This is a genomic window from Microbacterium sp. MEJ108Y (assembly GCF_000834175.1).
GTDB lineage: Bacteria > Actinomycetota > Actinomycetes > Actinomycetales > Microbacteriaceae > Microbacterium > Microbacterium forte.
On record NZ_JXQX01000038.1, the window covers coordinates 550,721 to 567,983 of the forward strand.

At 68.3% G+C, this 17,263-nt stretch carries 16 protein-coding genes; 11 read left to right on the forward strand and 5 right to left on the reverse strand.

Annotation, left to right across the window (positions count from 1 at the left end; translation table 11 throughout):
• Positions 1 to 2 precede the first annotated feature (2 nt).
• The 3 genes from RU09_RS17495 to RU09_RS17505 all read right to left on the reverse strand — a co-directional run bounded on the left by RU09_RS17495 (position 3) and on the right by RU09_RS17505 (position 1,905).
• A complete protein-coding gene (locus tag RU09_RS17495; RefSeq protein ID WP_042542093.1) occupies positions 3 to 1,088 on the reverse strand; it encodes an ATP-binding protein in 1,086 nt (361 codons plus the stop codon).
• Between the two features lie 137 nt (positions 1,089 to 1,225).
• A complete protein-coding gene (locus RU09_RS17500; protein WP_042542094.1) occupies positions 1,226 to 1,603 on the reverse strand; it encodes an SHOCT domain-containing protein in 378 nt (125 codons plus the stop codon).
• Positions 1,604 to 1,647: 44 nt separating this feature from the next.
• Entirely contained in the window at positions 1,648 to 1,905 is a 258-nt protein-coding gene (locus tag RU09_RS17505; protein ID WP_042542095.1) for a hypothetical protein, read from the reverse strand.
• 203 nt (positions 1,906 to 2,108) lie between these two features.
• Between RU09_RS17505 and RU09_RS17510 the strand changes: the two genes are divergently transcribed.
• The 6 genes from RU09_RS17510 (at position 2,109) to RU09_RS17530 (ending at position 10,140) form a co-directional block, all read left to right on the forward strand.
• Positions 2,109 to 4,631: a LuxR C-terminal-related transcriptional regulator gene (locus RU09_RS17510; RefSeq protein ID WP_052493022.1), complete on the forward strand. Its 2,523-nt coding sequence runs from the start codon at positions 2,109 to 2,111 to the stop codon at positions 4,629 to 4,631.
• Positions 4,632 to 4,694: 63 nt separating this feature from the next.
• Positions 4,695 to 4,850, forward strand: coding sequence for a hypothetical protein (locus RU09_RS18635; RefSeq protein ID WP_156145964.1), 156 nt, complete (start codon positions 4,695 to 4,697; stop codon positions 4,848 to 4,850).
• A gap of 15 nt (positions 4,851 to 4,865) precedes the next feature.
• Positions 4,866 to 6,320, forward strand: a complete 1,455-nt coding sequence (locus tag RU09_RS17515; protein WP_197066105.1) for a hypothetical protein — start codon at positions 4,866 to 4,868, stop codon at positions 6,318 to 6,320.
• Positions 6,317 to 7,741, forward strand: a complete 1,425-nt coding sequence (locus RU09_RS17520) for a DUF2252 domain-containing protein (RefSeq protein ID WP_042542097.1) — start codon at positions 6,317 to 6,319, stop codon at positions 7,739 to 7,741. Before RU09_RS17515 ends, RU09_RS17520 begins: the two co-directional genes overlap by 4 nt.
• Before the next feature lie 9 nt (positions 7,742 to 7,750).
• Positions 7,751 to 8,521: an ion channel gene (locus RU09_RS17525; protein ID WP_231567667.1), complete on the forward strand. Its 771-nt coding sequence runs from the start codon at positions 7,751 to 7,753 to the stop codon at positions 8,519 to 8,521.
• Complete coding sequence (locus RU09_RS17530; RefSeq protein ID WP_156145965.1) at positions 8,518 to 10,140, forward strand: MFS transporter; 1,623 nt, start codon at positions 8,518 to 8,520, stop codon at positions 10,138 to 10,140. The genes RU09_RS17525 and RU09_RS17530 overlap by 4 nt, the downstream gene beginning before the upstream one ends.
• A gap of 25 nt (positions 10,141 to 10,165) precedes the next feature.
• Here the strand turns inward: RU09_RS17530 and RU09_RS17535 are convergent, their stop codons facing one another.
• The gene (locus RU09_RS17535) at positions 10,166 to 11,149 is read right to left on the reverse strand and encodes a LacI family DNA-binding transcriptional regulator (protein ID WP_079112475.1); all 984 of its coding nucleotides are present in this window, start codon (positions 11,147 to 11,149) and stop codon (positions 10,166 to 10,168) included.
• A 160-nt stretch (positions 11,150 to 11,309) separates the two neighbouring features.
• On the opposite strand from RU09_RS17535, the gene RU09_RS17540 reads away from it, so the two are divergent.
• The 5 genes from RU09_RS17540 (at position 11,310) to RU09_RS17560 (ending at position 16,755) form a co-directional block, all read left to right on the forward strand.
• Positions 11,310 to 12,227, forward strand: a complete 918-nt coding sequence (locus RU09_RS17540; RefSeq protein WP_042542098.1) for a carbohydrate ABC transporter permease — start codon at positions 11,310 to 11,312, stop codon at positions 12,225 to 12,227.
• A 46-nt stretch (positions 12,228 to 12,273) separates the two neighbouring features.
• Positions 12,274 to 13,119: a carbohydrate ABC transporter permease gene (locus tag RU09_RS17545; protein ID WP_042542215.1), complete on the forward strand. Its 846-nt coding sequence runs from the start codon at positions 12,274 to 12,276 to the stop codon at positions 13,117 to 13,119.
• Between the two features lie 68 nt (positions 13,120 to 13,187).
• On the forward strand, positions 13,188 to 14,546 hold the full coding sequence (locus tag RU09_RS17550) for an ABC transporter substrate-binding protein (RefSeq protein ID WP_042542099.1): 1,359 nt from the start codon (positions 13,188 to 13,190) through the stop codon (positions 14,544 to 14,546).
• A gap of 64 nt (positions 14,547 to 14,610) precedes the next feature.
• Entirely contained in the window at positions 14,611 to 16,353 is a 1,743-nt protein-coding gene (locus tag RU09_RS17555) for a glycoside hydrolase family 35 protein (protein ID WP_042542100.1), read from the forward strand.
• 36 nt (positions 16,354 to 16,389) lie between these two features.
• Complete coding sequence (locus RU09_RS17560) at positions 16,390 to 16,755, forward strand: HNH endonuclease (RefSeq protein WP_042542216.1); 366 nt, start codon at positions 16,390 to 16,392, stop codon at positions 16,753 to 16,755.
• 5 nt (positions 16,756 to 16,760) lie between these two features.
• On the opposite strand, the gene RU09_RS17565 is transcribed toward RU09_RS17560, so the two are convergent.
• Positions 16,761 to 17,249: a GAF domain-containing protein gene (locus tag RU09_RS17565; protein ID WP_231567668.1), complete on the reverse strand. Its 489-nt coding sequence runs from the start codon at positions 17,247 to 17,249 to the stop codon at positions 16,761 to 16,763.
• Positions 17,250 to 17,263 lie beyond the last annotated feature (14 nt).

Sequence of the window (17,263 nt, forward strand, 5' to 3'; positions counted from 1 at the left end):
GGTCACGAGCGCAGCGGTACTCGCACGTCTGCTCCGGCCTCCTCGGTCAGCCGCTCCCCCATCTGCGCGAACGTCGGCTGCGCGATGAACCCACCGGCGAACAGCGCCTGTCCCTGAGCGAATCCCTGGGCCCGGCGGATGTCGTCCTCCCCGACGAAGCCGAACACGTCCGCCAGTTCGGCGATGTCCCGCGGGGCGTTCACGCGCATGAGGCCGAGGTTGTCGCACTGCGAGAGCACGTTGGGGTGGATCTTGGTCGGGCGCTGCGTCGACAGGAGGAGCCAGAGGCCGAACTTGCGTCCCTCGGCCGCGATCTGAACGAGCCTCTCGGTGACAGCCTTCTCGACGGCGGTGCGCGGCTCGGGTGAGCAGAGGTTGTGCGCCTCGTCGATCACGATGAGGAGCGGCCGACGGCTCTCTCGCTGCATCCACAGCGCCTCGAGCACGGCGAGCGCCGCCACCTTCGGCTCCGCAGGGTGGTCGAATCCCCCGAGGTCGAGGACGGTGGCCCTCGGCCTTTCAGCGATCACATCGACGACGGATCCGGCTCCTCTGGACCAGAGGTCCCACTCGAGCACCTGCAGGTTCTCCATGCGATTCGCGAGCCGGATATGCGCCGGGTCTCCTGTCGCGCGGAACTGTCTCAGCATGTCGTCGGCGTCGAAGTCCGTGGTGCTGACGGGCCAGTGGAGCAGGACGTTGTACTCCTCGGCATCGGCGATCGGGGCGATCTGCAGAACCGCGGCCTTGGCTGCCGGAGACAGATCGATGTATCGGGCGTGCAGCTTGTCTCCCTCTCCGTGACCCGATCGGAACACGCGGATGTCGGTCTGCGCGATGGCGGCCGCATGCTCGGTCGAAGCGCCTGCTCTCGTCTCCGCCAGCCTCACGAAGTCGGCATTCGGATCGAGGATGAGCATCGGCAGTTCGGTGTGCAGCAGGAGCTGCTCGAGCACGACGCCGAGCGCGTATGTCTTGCCGCTGCCGCTCTGGCCGCACCAGAACGTATGTCGGTTGAAGCGGCGTGCGTCCAGCTGCACAGACGTTCCCGCATCATCCGTCATCGTGCCTATGGTCAGTTCGGTCATGCCCGGCCTCCCGCCCTTCGTCGGCCTCCAGCTTGCCTCGGACTCTCGACGGGGTCATCACACTTCTCGGGTGACGAGGCTCGCCCGTCCAGGTGGTCGACGGACGTCCTCCGCCCGTCGGCCGCTCCCCGGATCGGCTAGGACGCGAGCGCCTTCGCCTTGAGCGTCTCGAACTCGGCCTGGGTGATCACGCCCGAGTCGAGCAGACCCCGCGCCTTCGTGATGTCGTCCGCCGGCGAAGAGCCTGCGGTCTCCCGGATGTAGGCGGTCTGGGCCGCTTGCAGTTCGGCGATCTGCTCGCCGCGCCGCTGCGCCATCCCCTGCCCGCGGGCGATGAGATACACGAGTGATGTCAGGAACGGGAGGAAGACGAGGAAGATGATCCACACCGCCTTCAGCCACCCGTTGAGAGAGCTGTCTCGGAAGATGTCGCCGATGATCGTGAAGACGACCATGAGGTACGAGATGAAGACGAAGGCCCAGAAGAACCAGGCCACGAGATCCCAGATGGACATGCGCGATGCCTTTCGGTCGGAGGTGGTGAGTACCAGCTCCGAAGCTAGCCACGTGCGGATGCGCCCGCGTCACCCTGCCTGGGTGACCCGTCCTGCACCGCGGGGACGGGATTCACCGAGATGACCTCGATGTGGAGGTCGTCGAAAGCCCCGAGAAGGCCCAGCAGACGCGGCTGATCATCGACCGGTCCGAGGATGCTCGTGAGTCCGCCTGGTCGGGCCTGCACCGTGAAGCCGTCCAGCGCCTGTGCGAGCTGCGGGCTCATCCGTCCTCGGACGAGCACTTCGAAGACCCGGGTCATGACGGCAGCCTCTCTGGAGCACGAGCAACATCGGCGCGAGCGCGATCGTCCCATGATGCACGCGCGGATCACGGCCGTCCTCATCCTCTGCGGATGATCTGAACCGGCTGTGGATGATGCGACCGCGCCCTGCCGTACTGACAGCGGAATCGCCGATGACAGCCATACCTCCCCCGCCGGCCCACGCCGTCGAGCGACCACGATTGCGTAGCCGACTCGACGCGACGCTGAACGCGCCCCTCAGCGTCGTCGTCGCCCCGGCCGGCTCCGGCAAGACGGTGCTGCTGTCGCAGTGGGCGGCATCGCACCCCGACGTGCGTGTCATCTGGATCGGGCTGGAGCAGGCGGACAGCGATCCGCGCCGTCTCCTCGACCATCTCCTGAGCGCGGTGCTGCCTCCCGGCCATGGGACGACGGATCTCGGACGACCGCACGCAGTCACCGCGCGAGCCTTCGGGCGCCCCGTCCTCGAGTCTCTCGTCGGAGTCTTCCGCGAGCATCCCCCGGTCGTGCTCGTGCTCGACGACCTGCAGCACCTCGCCGGATCGCCGCTGCTGCCAGACCTCTGGTGGCTCGCCGACAACGTTCCCGAGCACACCCACTTCATCTTCTCGTCACGCATCGACTACGGCCTCGGCTGGGGGCGTCACCGGCTGAGCCACTCGCTGATCGAGCTGCGACAGAGCGACCTTGCGCTCGATGAGGCCGCGAGCGCGACGCTGCTCGAACGGATCATCGGCGCTCCCGTCAGCCCCCGCACTCTCTCAGCAGTCATGGAGCGCACCGAGGGGTGGGCCGCCGGCGTGGTGCTGACCGGTCTCGGTCTGCGCAGCGAAGCCGATCCGGAGCAGTTCGCGAGGGAGCTGCGCGGCACCGATCGCCTCATCTCCGAGTATCTGAGCGAACAGGCTCTGGCCCAACAGCCTCCCGAGCGCCGATCACTGCTGCTGCGCCTGTCGGTCCTCGACCGGATGTCCGCAGAACTCGTCGAGTCGATCCTCTCCGTCGACGACGCGACGTCGCTCTTCGAGGAGCTCGAGAGAGAGTCGATGTTCCTCGTCGCCCTCGATCAGAATCGGGAGTGGTTCCGCTTCCACCCGATGTTCCGAGAGCTCCTGCGCTATCGCTTGAAGGCCGAGCACCCCGGAGCGGCGACCGAGATCCTCACGGCCGCGGCCGACTGGCATATCGCACGGGGCGACGCATCGTCGGCCATCGACTACCTTCTCGAAGCCGGCTCGTGGGAGCGTGCGGCGACCGTCATCTCCGGATGCGGCCGCGAGATGCTCGAACGCAACGACACCGTGTCGGTCAGCCGGTGGCTGGATGCGCTGCCGGGAGAGTTCCGTGCGCCCCGTCCTGACGTCGAGATCCTGCGCGGGATGCTGATGATGATGAACGGGGATGCGGCCCGAGCCGAGGACGTGCTCCGCGAACAGGCCGATCGGCCGACCCTCACACCGGGCCGATCGGCGATCATCCACACGTATCTCGCCGCGCGGGTGCAGTTCCGGCCTGATCCCCGCGTCGCCCTGCAGGCTGCCGAATCAGCGGTGACGCTGCTCGGCGAGAATCCGGATCTGCACCCGCCAGAGCTGCTGGGTCTCACGCACCCGCACCTGCTGCGCGCGAGTTCGCTGACCTCGGCGGGCCGCGCGCTCTTCCTCGCCGGTGATCTCGGCGCTGCGCGACGACGATTCGACGAGGCGCTGGCCGAGCCAGGGGCCCAGTACAGCCTGTACCGCATCCATCTCCTCGGCTCTCTCGCGCTGCTGGAGGCGTGGGCCGGACGGCTGCGTCTTGCCGCGGCGATCTCGCAGGAGGCACTGGACCTCGCAGCCGCGACCCGCCTGCTCGCACATCCGTCACCGGCAGACGCCTTCCTGGCCGCGGCGCTCGCAGCGATCGAGCGGGGCACCCCGTCCGCCGCCGCCACACCCCTGCATGAGGGCGCACTCCGCGCCGCCGCGAACCACCGCACTCAGCTCATGTGGATCGCGCACCTCACGAGGGTTCTCAGCGAGGGAGACGTCGTCGACCCGGTCGATCCGCTTCCGTCGACGCCGCCGCCGATCGTCGCGGCGGCGCTCGAGGCCGAGGAGGCTCGCACGCTGCGCCTCGCGCATGCGTCGAACGGTGGATTGCGTCATCCGTCGGCAGGACGCTGGTCGCCTCTGGTGTTCGAGGCGACCGCCGCCGCACTCACCCGCAACCGTCCCGACCTCGCTCGCGCCCACCTCGATGCTGTCTCCCCGGAGCCGTCTGAGTCGGTGCCTCGCGCCGGCGTGGAGCAGCTCATCCTCCGCTCGTGGCTCGATGCCCGCGAGCGCGGCGCGGGCGCGGGCGCGGACGCCATGCACCGGGCCCTCGACCTGGCCTCGCAGCACGATCTGGTCGCCGCTTTCGTGCGCGCGGGCCCCGAAGTCACGCGTCTGATCTCCGACCTCCCCGGCACCCCGACGCCGTTCCGCGCCACCGTGCTGGAACGGGCGAGCCTGCTCCGTCGCGCCCGCTCATCCTCGCCCGAGCTGGCCGAGCAGCTCACGGATCGCGAACTCGAGATCCTCGCGTACCTGCCGACCCGGATGACCAACATCGAGCTCGCGGCCCGCTGCTACGTGTCGCCCAACACGATCAAGACCCACATGGCTCACATCTACCGAAAGCTGGCGGTTCCCAACCGCAACTCCGCCGTCGCGCGCGCCCAGGATCTCGGACTGATCTGACGCCGCGGTATATCGCCCTGAAAGGGTGACGCGGCCGCACGTCCTGAGCCCGAGAGTGGCACCGTGAGCCATGCGAACGTGCTTGAGGAGTCACCCCTCATCATCGGGGCGCTCATCGGCGAGGCCGTGCTCGGTGCTCTGGTGTCGATCCCGATCACCGCAGCGATCCTGCTGGTCATCACGCAGGTGCTTATCCCCGTCAGAACGCGAAAAGTCTGAGGAAGGAGAACCCTCATGGCACGGTCCACGGTCCAGGAGCTGCAACGGCGCCTCGCTGCCCTCGAAGCCGAGAACAGCGCGCTCCGCGGCGGCATCCCGGCGGCCACCCCCGCCCCGACGCCCGGTCCGGTCGAGTCGCGCCGCCGATCCCGCGGGTGGGGACGCACCCTCTCAGCGACCGTCCTCATCGTGCTGGGTGCGCTCATCGCACCCGTCGCCCTGGTGGCCGCCTGGGGCAACGTGCAGCTCACCGACACCGACCGGTTCGTCGCGAGCTACTCCGTGCTCGCGAGCGATCCTGCGGTGCAGTCCGCGGTCACCGATCAGGTGGTCGAGGCGATCGAGGGGCAGGTGGACATACCGACCCTCACCACGGACGTGATCGACGGCGTCATCGAACTCGGCACCGGCCCCGCGGCGACTCGCGCGCTGGAGCTGCTCAAGGGCCCAGCCGCCCAGGGACTCCAATCGCTCGTGGGCACCGTGGTCGAGCGCTTCGTCGAGTCCGAGGCGTTCGCGAACGTCTGGGCATCCGCGCTTCGCATCAGCCACTCGCAGGTGGTGTCCGCGCTGCAGAACGATCCCGATGCGACCATCGCGCTCGGGTCCGACGGCACGATCGGGATCCAGCTGGCGCCGATCATCGACGCCGCGAAGGACGTGCTCGTCGACCAGGGCGTCGGGTTCGCGGCATCGATCCCGACGGTCGATCGCACCATCACCGTCGCGCAGGTCGACTCCCTCGCCTCCGTCCAGCTCGCCTACGAGCTGGTGGTGGCGGCCGGGCTGTGGCTGCCCTGGGTGGCCATCCTCTTCCTCGCCGCCGGGGTGGTCGTCGCGCGACGACGCTCGGTCGCGCTGGTGACCGCGGCGCTCTCCCTCGGTCTCGTGATGCTCATCGTGCTCGCAGGCCTCGCCGTCGGCAGGGTGTTCTTCGACTCGGCCCTGCGCAGCAACGGCATCCCGGCGGATGCCGGCGGCGCGATCTACGAACTGGTCGGCGGCGCCATGCGCGACACCGCCGTGGCTGTGCTCGTGCTCGCGCTCGTCACGGCCGTGGTCGCGTGGTTCGCCGGCCCCTCCGACGTTCCTCGACGACTTCGAGCCGTCGTCCACGGTGGCGCCGCCTCGCTACGCGGCACCCTGGAGCGGCGCGGTCTGAGCACCGGGCGCGTCGGCGCGTGGCTGCACTCGCGACGCGCTCTTTTGAGGGGCGTGATCATCTTGGCGGGTGCGGCGGTCGTGTTGCTCGTGCGGCCGCTCAGCCCCGCGCTCGTGCTGTGGACACTGGCGCTGTCGCTCCTCGCCGTCCTGATACTGGAGGTGGTCGAACGTCCGCCGTCGGATGATGCCGATGCCGATGCCGATGTCATCGACGTCGTGCCGTCCGAGGACGACGCGCTCCACGACGTCGCGGGTGAGAAGGCGGCCCTCGCCTCCGCCGACCCCCTTGGTCCGGCCAGCTCATGACCCGGCCGGCTGAGGTCGCGAAGCCGTTCGCAGAGCGACGCGAGAGAGGACGCGCCGCTCGATCGCGTGTGCCTCGGGCGCATCTCGGTGCGTGGTCACCTGCCCCGGACCGCCCGGACCCCGTGGCTCTGCTGGAGGAGCAAGGACGGTCACGGGTTCAGGAGCTCACGCCGGTGCGGTACGCACGGATGGCGGTGTCGCCGCTCGCCTTCTACCGCGGCGCGGCTCTGCTCATGGCATCGGATCTCGCCTCCTCCGAGCACACCGGGATCATCGCGCAGCTCTGCGGAGACGCGCACCTGTCGAACTTCGGCCTGTTCAGCACCCCGGAGCGGCACCTGATCTTCGATATCAACGACTTCGACGAGACGCTCCCCGGCCCGTTCGAATGGGATGTGAAACGGCTCGCCGCGAGCTTCGCGGTGGCCGGCAGGCAACGCGGATTCAGCGCCGAGGAGGAGCGCGCCTGCATCGTGGCCGCGGCGCACGGCTACCGGATGGCGATGAGGAGGGCAGCGACGTCGAGAGTGATCGATGCCTGGTACGACCGACTCGACGCAGAGCGTGCGAGAGCGTCGATCCGCCAGGCGCAGCTCGACCAGCTGGTGGGAGACGAGGAGGTGCGTCGGCTGGACGCGACGATCGAGAAGGCGCGAAGACGCGATCATCGGAAGGCCTTCAAGAAGTTGGTGCGCATCGTCGACGGCCGCCTGCGCATCGTCGCGGCGCCGCCGTTGATCGTCCCCGTCGAGGATCTCATCCGCGAAGCGGGGCGTGCCGCAGACGAAGCGGATGTCATGCATCAGGTGCTCGGCGCGTATCGGACGACGCTCGTCGGCGAACGGCATCCGTTCGCCGAGTACCGGTACCGTCATATGGCGCGAAAGGTGGTCGGGGTCGGAAGCGTCGGGACGCGAGCCTGGGTGATCCTCTTCAGCGGACGCGACGACGACGACCCGCTGCTCCTCCAGGCCAAGGAGGCGCAGGCGTCCGTCCTCGAGCGCTTCCTCGGTCCGAGCGAGTTCGACGACCACGCAGAGCGCGTCGTGCGGGGGCAGCGACTGATGCAGGCATCCAGCGACATCTTCCTCGGGTGGCAATCCGTGGTCGGCCTCGACGGGCAGCACCGTGACTTCTACATCCGGCAGCTGCAGGACGGGAAAGGGGGCATCGATCCGGAGACGATGACCGTGCGGGGTGCGACCCTGTATGCGCGGATCTGCGGCGAGACGCTGGCGCGAGCCCACTCCCGATCCGGAGACCGGGTGCAGATCGCGGGGTATCTGGGGCGGAGCGACACGTTCGAGGAGGCGATCTCGGACTTCGCCGTCGCCTACGCGGATCAGAACCACAGTGACTTCCTGGCGCTGAAGGCAGCTCTGGCGTCGGGGCGTCTGCCGAACGAGCACGGAACCGTGTGAGGCGCCTCCATGGAATCCGGCGACACGATGCGTGAGCCCTCGCCCCTCGGCTCACACGTCGCGAGACAGGTGGTCGGCCGGCCGTCCGGGTACTGGGTCGTGCTCGCACTCCTCGTGCTCAGCTATGTGCTGTGCGCCGCTCAGGGGACGACCGACCCGAGCCCACCGGCGTTCGTGCTGCAGCTGGTCACCGTCGCCGTCGTCCTTCGAGTGACCGAGGCGCATACTCGGGTGCAGCGCATCGCCTGGATCGTGCTCGCGGCGGCAGGCATCGCCGCGGTCGTGGTGTCGGTGTTCGACCTTGAGGGACACGCCCTCGACATCTCGCTGTCCGCCGCTTCGATGCTCGCCTTCCTCATCGCGCCGGTCGCGATCATCCGACACCAGGTGCGGCGCCGGGGCCTGGACGCCGAGGCTCTGCTCGCCGCGATCTCGGCGTACGCCCTGGTGGGCATGTTCTTCGCCCTGGTCTACAACCTCGTCGCACTTCTGACCGTCGCGCCGACCTTCGGCCCGACGGTCGTCGACTCGCTCTCGAGCCAGCTGTTCTTCTCGTTCACCACCCTCACGACCACCGGCTACGGCAACATCGTGCCGGCGAGCCCCACTGTGCAGGGGATCGCCGTCGCCGAGGCGATCACCGGTCAGCTGTTCCTGATCACGGCCGTGGCGCGGATCATGCGCGGCAACCGCCGGCCCGCGTACGAGACAGCTCCCGCACCTGCACCCGCACCCGCACCCGCGCCTGCACCTGCACCCGCATCCGAGGAGACCTCGTGAAGAAGTGGAACGTCGTCATCGTCCTCGGCTCCGCGCAGTTCGTCATGGTGCTCGACGGAACGGTCATGAACGTATCGATCTCGACGGTCGTGAGCGATCTCGACACGTCCGTGACGGCGATGCAGGCGGCGATCACGTTCTACACCCTGACGATGGCGGCGTTCATGCTCCTCGGCGCCAAGCTCGGCGATGTGTGGGGACGACGCCGCGCCTTCGTGATCGGCTCCTGCGTCTACGCCGCAGGCTCCCTCATCACCGCGCTGAGTCCGTCCGTGGGGTTCCTCTTCCTCGGCTGGTCGATCATCGAGGGGCTGGGCGCGGTGCTGGTGATCCCCGCGATCGCCGCACTCGTCGCCGACAACTACCGAGGTGCTGAGCGCGTCACCGCCTTCGCCGTCATCGGCGCCGTGTCGGGTGCGGCGGTCGCGGCCGGTCCGCTCATCGGCGGGGCGGTGACCACGTACTCCAGCTGGCGGTTCGTCTTCGTCGCCGAGGTGGTGATCATGCTCGGCGTCGTCCTGTGCGCTCGCATCATCACCGACTCCACCCCACGGCAGAGCATCCGCATCGATATCGGCAGCGTCCTGCTGTCTTCGGCCGGCCTCGTCCTGATCGTCTTCGGCATGCTGCAGAGCAAGACCTGGGGATGGGTGGTCCCCCTGTACACGCCGGAGATCGCGGGCGTCCCCATCGCGCCCCTCGGAGTCTCTCTGACGACCTGGTGCATCGCGCTCGGAGCCGCTCTGATCGCGCTCTTCATCAGCTGGCAGCGACGGCTGATACGCGACGGCCGCTCTCCTCTCATGCAGCCGGATCTGTTCTCCATCACGACTCTGCGCAGCGGGCTCTCGGTGCTCGGCGCCCAGTACGCCGTGACGGCCGGGCTGTTCTTCATGGTCCCGGTGTACCTGCAGATGACGCTCGGATACGACGCGCTCGAGACGGGCCTCAAGATCTTCCCGCTCTCGGTCTCGCTGATCCTCTTCTCGATCGTCGGCACCGCGCTGTCCCGCAGGTGGTCCCCTCGCCGCATCGTGAGAGTCGGGCAGTCGACCCTCGTGCTCAGCGCCGTGCTGCTGCTCGGTGCGGTGACCGAGGACCTTCGCGGCGTTCTGTTCGCGGCCGGCATGTTGCTCGCCGGCAGCGCCCTGGGGCTCCTCGCCTCGCAGCTCGGCAATGTCAACATGTCGAGCGTCAGTGAGAAGGACACGAGCGAGGTCGGCGGGCTGCAGGGCGTCTTCCAGAATCTGGGCTCATCGCTCGGAACCGCGCTGATCGGATCGCTGCTGATCGGAGCGCTGTCGACCTCGTTCGCGTCCGGCGTCGCCGTGAGCGATCTTCCGAGCGACGTGCGCGAGACCGTGAGCGCTGCGACGGACCGCGGCGTCACGGTGGTGCCCGCGGCGGATGTCGCCGGGATCGGCGAGGCGGCCGGCCTCAGCGACGACGACTCGAGCGAACTCGCCGACATCTACCGAGAGTCGCAGCTCTCGTCACTCCGTGTGTCCTTCGTCGGGCTGATCCTGATCAGCCTGCTGTCGATCCTGTTCTCACGCGGCATCCCGGCGCACGTGTCGATCCGGCGAAGAGAAAGCGCCGGCGCGGCCGAGAGGTCCTGACCGCCGGCGCACCCGCTGCCTGCGGTCAGACGCGAGGCGGCGCCGTGCTCTCGCGGACGACGAGCTCCGTGCCGACGAGCGGGGTCTGGATGCGCTCTCCCCCGTCGAGCTCGGCGAGCAGCGCGTCGACCGCGAGCGCGCCGACCTTCTCAGGATGCTGCTGCACGGTGGTCAAGGGCGGCCACAGCTGTGCGGCATCCGGCAGGCCATCGAAGCCGACCACGCTGACGTCCCTCGGAATATCACGGCCGGCCTCACGGAAGGCCCGCACGACGCCGATCGCCATCTGGTCGTTCGCGGCGAAGACCGCAGTGACGGCGTCGTCGTCACGCAGCCGGAGCCCCGCGCGGTAGCCCGACTCGGCGGACCAGTCGCCCTGCAGCGGCTCGGGCGCGACGACCCCGCGGGATTCGAGGGTGCGCCTCCAGGATTCGCGACGACGTTCGGCGGAGTACGACTTCGCCGGACCCGCGATATGCCAGACGGTCCGGTGTCCGAGGTCGAGCAGATGCTCGGTCGCGAGCCGCGCGCCCTGCGCCTGGTCGGTGTCGACGAAGGGATGACTCGCTCCACGGTTGGAGTCGACCAGCACGACGGGCAGCCCGTCGGGGATCTCGACCTCGGCCTCATCGAGCTGGTGCGCCTCGATCACGATGATGATGCCGTCGACCGCATGCTCCTCGAGGCGGCGGAAGGCGCCTGCCACGGTGTCACGAGCGCTGGACTCCACGGGGATCAGAGTCAACGCGTATCCCATCTGCGACGCGCGCACCGCGATCGCATCGAGCGTGCGCTGATTGCCGTATGAGCTGAAGGAGAACATGATCACACCGATCGCGCGGAATCGGCCCGAGCGCAGGGCGCGGGCCGCGCTGTTGGGCCGATAGCCGAGCCGTTGCATGGCGTCTTCGACGCGCTCCCTGGTGGCGGCGCCGACGTACCCGCGCGCGTTCACGACCCTCGAGACGGTCTGCCCGGAGACGCCAGCCTCTCGCGCCACGTCCTCCATGGAGGGGTCTCGCCGCCGCTGCGGCGGCTCTGCCGACTGTTCCGAGGTCACGAGCACTCATCCATTCATGTGTTGACGTTGACACACTAGCAGCGCATCGAATATGTTGACGTTGACACACGGCGCCGTGAGCGCCCGATCTCTAAGAAGGTTCTCGTCGATGACGACTCAAGACTCCGCAGCCCTGGCGGACCACGGCATCCGCCGGCGTGAAAAACGCGACTGGACGGGATGGGCCTTCGTCGGCCCGTTCATGGTCGTGTTCGCCCTGGTGTTCCTCACACCGCTCGCCTATGCGCTGTACCTCAGCTTCTTCCAGGAGAAGCTGATCGGCGGCACCGCGTTCGTCGGGTTCGACAACTACGTGCGCGCCCTCACCGACCCGCAGTTCTGGGAGGCGTTCGGCCGCGTCGTGCTGTTCCTCGTCGTGCAGGTGCCGATCATGCTGGTCCTGGCCCTCGCCGCGGCACTGGCACTCGACAGCGCGCGACTGCGCGGAGCATCCTTCTTCCGCATCCTGATCTTCCTGCCCTATGCGGTGCCCGCCGTCGTGGCGGTGCTCATGTGGGGCTACATCTACGGCGACCAGTTCGGACTGACGTCGAACTTCAACGACCTGCTCGGCAGCGACCTCATCACCCCCTTCGCCCGGGAGTGGATCCTGGTCTCGATCGGCAACATCGTGACGTGGCAGTTCGTCGGCTACAACATGCTGATCTTCTACTCCTCGCTGAAGACGATCCCGACCGACATGTACGAGGCGGCATCGCTCGACGGAGCCGGCGCCTGGCGCACGATCTTCTCGATCAAGATCCCCAACGTCCGCGGCGCCCTCGTGATCGCGACGATCTTCTCGATCATCGGCAGCTTCCAGCTCTTCAACGAGCCCAACATCCTGCGGCCTCTGGCACCGAACGTGATCACGACGTACTTCACACCCAACATGTACGCGTACAACCTCTCGTTCGCCGGACAGCAGTTCAACTACGCCGCGACGATCGCCATCATCATGGGCGTCATCACCGCAGTGATCGCCTACGTCGTGCAACTGCGCGGCTCGAAGTCGGAGGTGCGCTGACATGGCACTCCCCCTCGCCCGCCCCTCGCAGAAGCGCCACGATCTGATGAATCCGCGCAAGTCGAAGATCCTGCTGATCGTGATGGTCGCGTACGCGCTGTACACGCTCGTGCCGCTCGTCTGGCTGCTGTTCAGCTCGACGAAGACGCAGTCGGGACTCTTCAGCTCGTTCGGTCTGTGGTTCTCCGACGACTTCGCGTTCTTCGACAACCTCGTGGCCACGTTCTCGTACCAGGACGGCATCTTCCTGCGCTGGCTCGGCAACACGCTGCTGTACGTGGTCGTCGGAGCCGGCGGCGCGACCCTGCTGGCGACCATGGCCGGCTACGGACTCGCGAAGTACCGCTTCCCCGGTCGCCGCGCCGTGTTCGCCGTCGTGCTCGGTGCGGTCGCCGTGCCCGGCACCGCACTGGCCGTGCCGACCTTCCTGCTCTTCAGCGAGCTCGGCCTCACGAACACGCCGTGGGCCGTGATCATCCCCTCGCTGATCAGCCCGTTCGGCCTGTACCTGATCTGGGTCTTCGCCTCGGATTCGGTGCCGACCGAGCTGCTCGAGGCGGCGCGCATCGACGGTGCCGGCGAGTTCCGCACCTTCTTCACGATCTCGATGCGACTGCTCGCACCCGGAATCGTGACGGTCACCCTCTTCACCGTGGTCGCGACCTGGAACAACTACTTCCTGCCGCTGATCATGCTGTCCGACCCCGACTGGTACCCGCTCACGGTCGGCCTCAACCAGTGGAGCAACCAGGCGATCGGCGCAGGGTCGCAGCCGATCTACAACCTCGTGATCATGGGTTCGCTCCTCACCATCATCCCGATCGTCATCGCCTTCCTGCTGCTGCAGAGGTTCTGGCAGTCAGGTCTCACCGCCGGAAGCGTCAAGCAGTAGCCCCCGGCATCCCTCCGCACCGCACACGTCGGTCCGATGCCGGACCGCACCCCCGAAAGGACACAGCAATGAAGCACCTTCCCTCACCCGCCGCACGGCGCACCCTCACGGTGCTCGCGGCCGGAACCGTGGCAGCGCTCGCGCTGGCCGGCTGCAGCACCGGCGACACCGGCTCAGGCGGCAGCGCTGCCGGCGACGGCTCGTTCGACTCCGTGGAGGCGGCGCTCGAGAAGGGCGGCGAGATCACGTACTGGTCGTGGACCCCTTCGGCCGAAGCCCAGGTCGAGGCCTTCGAGAAGGAGTACCCCAACGTCACGGTGAACGTGGTCAACGCGGGCACCAACAACGAGGAGTACACCAAGCTGCAGAATGCGATCAAGGCGGGCTCCGGCGCCCCCGACGTCGTGCAGATCGAGTACTACGCCTTCCCCCAGTTCGCCCTCACCGATGCGTTCGTCGACCTCTCGCAGTACGGCTTCGCCGACTTCGAGGACGACTACACCGCGTCGACGTGGAACTCCGTCACCGACGGCGACGCCATCTACGGGCTGCCGCAGGACTCCGGCCCCATGGCGCTGTTCTACAACAAGGCCGTGTTCGACGCCGCGGGCGTCACTGTGCCCACCACCTGGGACGAGTACTACGAGGCCGCGAAGGCGATCCACGCCGCGAACCCGAACGCCTACATCACGAACGACACCGGCGACGCCGGCTTCGCGACCTCGATGATCTGGCAGGCCGGCGGCAAGCCGTTCGAGACCTCCGGCACGGATGTCACGATCGACCTGCAGGACGACGGCTCGAAGAAGTGGACCGAGAACTGGAACCGCCTCGTCGAGGAGGATCTGCTCGCCCCCTACGGCAGCTGGAGCGACGAGTGGTTCCGCGCCCTCGGCGACGGCAGCCTCGCCACCCTCGTGATCGGCGCCTGGATGCCCGGCAACCTGATCACCGGCGCTCCCGACGGAGCCGGCGACTGGCGCGTCGCGCCGATGCCGACCTACGACGGCACCCCTGCGACGGCGGAGAACGGCGGCGGCGGCCAGGCCGTGACGACGCAGAGCAAGAACCCGGAGCTCGCAGCCGGATTCCTGTGGTGGCTGAACAACTCGGAGGACAGCATCTCGACCTTCCTCGAGTCGGGCGGCTTCCCGTCGACCACGGCGGAGCTCTCGAGCGAGGAGTTCCTCGCCGACGCTCCCGAGTACTTCGGCGGCCAGAAGATCAACGAGGTCCTCGCGGCCGCGGCCGACGACGTCGTCGAAGGCTGGAGCTACCTGCCCTACCAGGTCTACGGCAACAGCATCTTCGGCGACACCGTGGGCCAGTCGTACCAGAACGGCACCGACCTGAACGAGGGGCTGGTGACCTGGCAGGACGCGCTGGTCGAGTACGGCAACTCCCAGGGCTTCGCCGTCAACCAGTAATCGCACGTCCGGGCCGGACGGGGACTCCCTCCCCGTCCGGCCCTCCCATCGAAAGCACCACATCGTGACCTCCTTCTCCATCGGCGAGACCGACTTCCTCCGCGCGGGGCTCCCCCACCAGGTGATCGCCGGCGCCATCCACTACTTCCGGGTGCACCCCGACCAGTGGCAGGACCGCATCCGCAAGGCCCGCCTGATGGGGCTCAACACGATCGAGACGTACGTGGCCTGGAACGCCCACGAACCCCGCCGGGGCGAGTGGGATGCCACGGGGTGGAACGACCTGGGGCGCTTCCTCGACCTCATCCAGGCCGAGGGCATGGACGCGATCGTCCGCCCCGGCCCCTACATCTGCGCCGAATGGCACAACGGCGGTCTGCCGAACTGGCTCACCGCGGGCGAGCGCGAGCTGCGCTCGTCCGAGCCCACCTTCCTGGCCGATGTGAGCGAGTACCTCCGTCGGGTCTACGAGGTCGTCGCTCCGCGGCAGATCGACCGCGGCGGCTCGGTCGTGCTCGTGCAGATCGAGAACGAGTACGGCGCATACGGCTCCGACAAGGCGTACCTGCAGGCGCTCGTCGCGCTGACCCGCGAGTCGGGCATCACGGTCCCCCTCACCACCGTCGACCAGCCCACCGATCAGATGCTCGACGACGGCAGCCTTCCCGAGCTGCACAAGACCGGTTCGTTCGGCTCGCGCAGCGCGGAGCGCCTCGCGACCCTGCGCAGCCACCAGCCCACTGGTCCGCTGATGTGCTCGGAGTTCTGGGACGGATGGTTCGACTGGTGGGGCGGCGTGCATCACACCACCGAGGTCACCGCCGCCGCCGCCGACCTCGACGAGCTGCTCGCTGCCGGCGCGTCGGTCAACATCTACATGTTCCACGGCGGCACGAACTTCGGCCTCACGAACGGCGCCAACCACAAGGGCCGCTACCTGCCCATCGTCACGTCGTACGACTATGACGCGCCTCTGGACGAGGCCGGGAACCCGACCGCGAAGTTCTTCGCATTCCGCGACGTCATCGCGAAGTACGCCCCGGTGCCGGATGAGCTTCCGGCCGCCGCCGAGCCCGCGCCGGTCTTCTCGGTGCCGCTGAGCGCGGCTGGTGCATGGACGGATGCTGCGGCGAGCGCTCCCTCGTCGTCAGAGCCCGTCACGTTCGACGAGCTGGAGCACCTGAGCGCCCTGGTCCGCTACGACGTCTCCCTGCCCGAGGGCCGGGGCGGGCAGCTCGTCCTCGAGGAGGTTCGCGACCTCGCCTGGGTGAGCGTCGACGGCCAGCCCGTCGGCACCCTCTCGCGCACCCGTCATGACCGTTCTCTGCGGATCCCCGCGGGGCGTACGCTCAGCATCCTCGTCGAAGAGGGCGGCAGGGTGAACTACGACCACCGGCTCGGCGAGCAGAAGGGCCTCATCGGCGCTCCTGCACTCGACGGTGTCGCGCTGACCGGCTGGCACTCGACACCGCTCGACGTCGCGGCCCTGGCTGCGGAGATCGGATCCCGCGCCGCAGACGCGTCCGCCGCGGCGACGACCGGTCCGTCGGCATGGGTGGCGGACTTCGACCTCGATGCCCCCGCAGACCTGTTCCTCGACACCGCCGCCTGGAGCAAGGGCTACGCGTTCGTCAACGGCTTCTTCCTCGGTCGATACTGGCGAAACGGCCCGCAGCGCACCCTTTTCGTGCCCGCGCCCGCCACGAAGACAGGAGCGAACCGACTCGTCGTCCTCGAACTCGAGCACCTGCTCGACGCGACCGCCGATTTCGTCCCGTCGCTCGACCTCGGCGACACCGAGGAATAGCCCTCCGGGGGCGACTCGACCCGGTACCGTGTGTCTGTGCCGCTTCGAAGGTTCTCCACTCCCTCACCTGCCGCTCGCGCGCGCTATGCCAAGCGGCGCCAGGGCCGCGTGGCGCGGGCGGACAACGACCTCACCGTCGAGCAGTGGGCTTCGCTGCGAGAGGCCTGGGGAGGATGCGCGTATTGCGGAGCGGGCGACATCGCACTGCAACGCGACTGCGTGATGCCGATCTCGCGAGGCGGGCGGTACACCGTCGAGAACGTCGTTCCTGCATGCGGGTCGTGCAACGCGAGCAAGCGCAACGACGAGGTCACGTCGTGGATGCGACGCAAGCGACTCGACGAACGGGCGTTCCTCACCCGATACGACGCGATCGTCCGCGACCTGCGCCAGGCCGACTGAACGGCTCACGGCCGGCTGCGTCGGGACTTCCAGACGGCTGCCGTGAGACGAGCGGCGTCGGCTCGGGTGATGCTCTGCCAGTTGCGACCGCCGCGCGCGAAGGCCTCGTGCACGCCGGGAGGCACCGCGGCCGCCTCGATCGGACGATCGAGCCAGTCGCACGCGCGCACGTGCACGAGGTCGACATCCCGCGCGTCGGCCGAGGCGTCGTAGCGCCACGGTCCGGTGATCCGTCCCAGCCAGAGGAGGCCATCGGCGTCGCGCGTCCAGACGAAGACGCCCTCGGCGACCGATGCGAACCGCTCGAGTCGGCGTGCCATCCGCTCTCCGTAGACCGCGTCCACCGCGGCGAGCGCATCGGCGATCGAGTGCGGTACGTCGTCGAGTCTGCCGCCCATTCCGCACACGCCGAGCTCCAGTGCCCGCTCGACAGCCGGGCCGTCGCTCACGTCGTCGTCGCGCGAGCGCATCGGAGCGCGGTATGCCGAGGGCACCTCTGCATCGTGGC

Excerpts from the sequence above, each read along its gene's own strand:
- RU09_RS17495 (WP_042542093.1), bottom strand. The coding sequence starts at position 1,088 with ATGACCGAACTGACCATAGGCACGATGACGGATGATGCGGGAACGTCT.
- RU09_RS17500 (WP_042542094.1), bottom strand. The coding sequence starts at position 1,603 with ATGTCCATCTGGGATCTCGTGGCCTGGTTCTTCTGGGCCTTCGTCTTC.
- RU09_RS17505 (WP_042542095.1), bottom strand. The coding sequence starts at position 1,905 with ATGACCCGGGTCTTCGAAGTGCTCGTCCGAGGACGGATGAGCCCGCAG.
- RU09_RS17515 (WP_197066105.1), top strand. The coding sequence starts at position 4,866 with ATGGCACGGTCCACGGTCCAGGAGCTGCAACGGCGCCTCGCTGCCCTC.
- RU09_RS17520 (WP_042542097.1), top strand. The coding sequence starts at position 6,317 with ATGACCCGGCCGGCTGAGGTCGCGAAGCCGTTCGCAGAGCGACGCGAG.
- RU09_RS17525 (WP_231567667.1), top strand. The coding sequence starts at position 7,751 with ATGGAATCCGGCGACACGATGCGTGAGCCCTCGCCCCTCGGCTCACAC.
- RU09_RS17535 (WP_079112475.1), bottom strand. The coding sequence starts at position 11,149 with ATGGAGGACGTGGCGCGAGAGGCTGGCGTCTCCGGGCAGACCGTCTCG.
- RU09_RS17540 (WP_042542098.1), top strand. The coding sequence starts at position 11,310 with ATGACGACTCAAGACTCCGCAGCCCTGGCGGACCACGGCATCCGCCGG.
- RU09_RS17545 (WP_042542215.1), top strand. The coding sequence starts at position 12,274 with ATGAATCCGCGCAAGTCGAAGATCCTGCTGATCGTGATGGTCGCGTAC.
- RU09_RS17550 (WP_042542099.1), top strand. The coding sequence starts at position 13,188 with ATGAAGCACCTTCCCTCACCCGCCGCACGGCGCACCCTCACGGTGCTC.